Source organism: Leisingera sp. F5 (assembly GCF_001593695.1).
Genome location: NZ_LUKH01000507.1, coordinates 1 through 2239, shown reverse-complemented (window position 1 = coordinate 2239; position 2239 = coordinate 1). Strand labels below are relative to the sequence as shown.

Genomic DNA, 2239 nt, shown 5'->3' with positions numbered 1-2239 from the left:
CGCCCAGGTCAGCGCCCCGAACGCAAAGGCGGTGAACAGGAACTGCGCCTGGGCCGCCGGTTCCGCCACGGCCATCCAGCCGGGCCAGCGCTTATGCGCGCCGATCAAGGGGATAACGGCCTGCACGATGGCAATCATGAAGGCGAGGATAAGGGCGAAGTGGCCAAGCTCTGTAATCATGTATTTTCCTATACGCCTGTCTGCTGCGGGCGCCAATGGCATTCGCCGCGCCATGCCGCCGCAGCCGCTAAAATGTGATCAGCCGCGACGGGCTTTCCAGGCTTCCAGCGCCGGATTCTCCTCTGCGCCCGTGGCCTGAAGACGCGCTGCGGCGTCAGTTCCGGTGGAGGCCGCAGCAGGTGAAGCGGCCCGCAGCCTGTTCAGCGCGGCGATGTTTTCGACGGCCTGGGGAACCCGAGCCATGCTGGCCGCCAGTCCGTGCTGAAACTCCTGTGCCTTCACCTGATGCCGCGCCCCGAAGTAAAAGGAGACGATGACACCCAGCAGCCACCACAACGGTTCCGGCACCAGCGCGAGCCCCTGCATCCGGGCGGCGAACCACACCGGGTCGCTCAGCGCAGACACCATCAGCGCCAGCGTCCCCAGCGCCAGCATGGGGCGCGGCAACCGGTTCACCCCATCCATAAGGCGGTCAAACCAGCCTTTTGCGGGCTGCTGAAATTCGGTGCCAAACTGGCCAAGCGCTGCAATCTGCACCTCATGCGCGCGGCCGGCGCCGGCTTCGGCGTTTTCGCGAAAGACTTCGGCAGTTTCCCGCAGGACATTACGCTGGCTGCCAAAAACAAGCCCCAGAATGTCTGAGATCATCCCCATGCCGCGATCCTTTCCTGAAAGGCCTGCTGGTTCAGATGGTAGTTCGGCGAGATGAATTCCTCGGCCCGTTTGATCCAGCCGCCTTTGCCGCCGGCACGGGTGCGGGCATATTTCCGGCTGGCCGGCCGACGGTCTGCCAGACGGAAGTAATAATTGCGCCTCGCGATGCCATAGGCGTCGCGCAGGCCCGTCGCATCAACGGTGGCAGCATCGGCGGCGGCGCCTGCCGTCTGCGGTCCGATTGTGCCGTCCACCACAACCCTGTACCCCATATCGCGCAGCAATCGCTGCAGGATGCGCACCGCGTTGCTGCCGGCATTCACATACATATCAAAGACCGTGGCCTGGAGGCACTCCGGCAGGCTGGCGATACGGGGCGCGTCGAAATAGTGGCGGATGAAAATGGCCACGGCCTGCGCGCGGGTCAGCGCCTTCACATCCCCGGCGTCCACATCCCCATCACCGGTCACATCCAGACGCAGCCGCCGCAGGGTTCCAATGGTCACACCGTATTTGGTGACGCCGCCGGGGTCATCCGGATCATTCACAAAGCCGCCTTCCCGCGCCACAATCTCAGCGGCGATTTCCTTTACACTCTGCATCGAACCTCACCCTTTTCTGGTGAGTCAATCATCGTGAAAATACGAAAAGATCTCCTGACAGCGGCGTACGCATATTGCGCAACACCGCCTCAGGAACGCTGCCGCGCCGCGCACCGCGCGGCGCCCGGCCCAACGCAAAACGCCTCCCCGAAGGGAGGCGCATTTGGGGCGGGAGCCATTTGCTCAGAGACCGGTCTCAGGTTTCAGGCTCCTGATAGACCCCCTGCGCCTTCAACGCATCCATGACTTCCTTGGGCATATAGGTCTCGTCATGTTTCGCCAGGATTTCAGAGGCTTCAAAGACACCATTCACATAACGGCCAGTACCGACCATACCCTGGTTTTCCTCAAACAGGTCCGGCAGCACACCGGTATATGCGACCTGCACCGTGGCGCCGCCATCGGTGACGGCAAAGCGCACGGTTTCACCCTGACCGCGCAGCAGGCTTCCTTCCTCAACCAGCCCGCCGATGCGGAACACTTCGGACGGTTTCGGCGGCGCCTCGGCCACCTGGCTGGGCGAGCGGAAGTAGTTGATCCCGTCGCGCATGGCATAACCGATCAGGGCGGTTGCAACGACCAAAGCCACCGCGGCAACGGCAATGACTTGGATCCGGCGCTGTTTCTTCAGGTTCTTCATGGTTTCCTCATTTCAAGGCCCGTGCCTGCGCCGCCCCCGGATCAGGGGAACAGCGGCGCCATCATCAGCCCTTCGGTCTCAGTCTCACCTAACATCAGGTTTGCGTTCTGCAAGGCCTGGCCGCTGCTACCTTTTGTCAGGTTATCAAGTGCTGCAATCACAA

4 protein-coding genes and 1 pseudogene are annotated in these 2239 nt (G+C 62.4%); all 5 read right to left on the bottom strand.

Translation table 11 applies throughout. The features are described 5' to 3' along the window. On the bottom strand, positions 1-180 hold a 180-nt coding region (locus A2I95_RS32555; protein WP_291736481.1), incomplete at its 3' end, for a hypothetical protein. 78 nt (positions 181-258) lie between these two features. Next, complete coding sequence (locus A2I95_RS32550; RefSeq protein ID WP_291736478.1) at positions 259-834, bottom strand: holin family protein; 576 nt, start codon at positions 832-834, stop codon at positions 259-261. Next, positions 825-1436, bottom strand: a complete 612-nt coding sequence (locus A2I95_RS32545) for a holin-associated N-acetylmuramidase (protein ID WP_291736476.1) — start codon at positions 1434-1436, stop codon at positions 825-827. The genes A2I95_RS32550 and A2I95_RS32545 overlap by 10 nt, the downstream gene beginning before the upstream one ends. A gap of 196 nt (positions 1437-1632) precedes the next feature. Continuing rightward, a complete protein-coding gene (ccmE, locus tag A2I95_RS32540) occupies positions 1633-2076 on the bottom strand; it encodes a cytochrome c maturation protein CcmE (protein WP_291736474.1) in 444 nt (147 codons plus the stop codon). Between the two features lie 41 nt (positions 2077-2117). Continuing rightward, positions 2118-2239 (bottom strand): annotated as a pseudogene (argC, locus tag A2I95_RS32535) (N-acetyl-gamma-glutamyl-phosphate reductase); the annotation flags it as partial.

Bases quoted from the DNA above. Each gene is read 5' to 3' on its own strand.
- A2I95_RS32545 (WP_291736476.1), bottom strand. From the start codon at position 1,436: ATGCAGAGTGTAAAGGAAATCGCCGCTGAGATTGTGGCGCGGGAAGGC.
- ccmE (WP_291736474.1), bottom strand. From the start codon at position 2,076: ATGAAGAACCTGAAGAAACAGCGCCGGATCCAAGTCATTGCCGTTGCC.
- A2I95_RS32550 (WP_291736478.1), bottom strand. From the start codon at position 834: ATGGGGATGATCTCAGACATTCTGGGGCTTGTTTTTGGCAGCCAGCGT.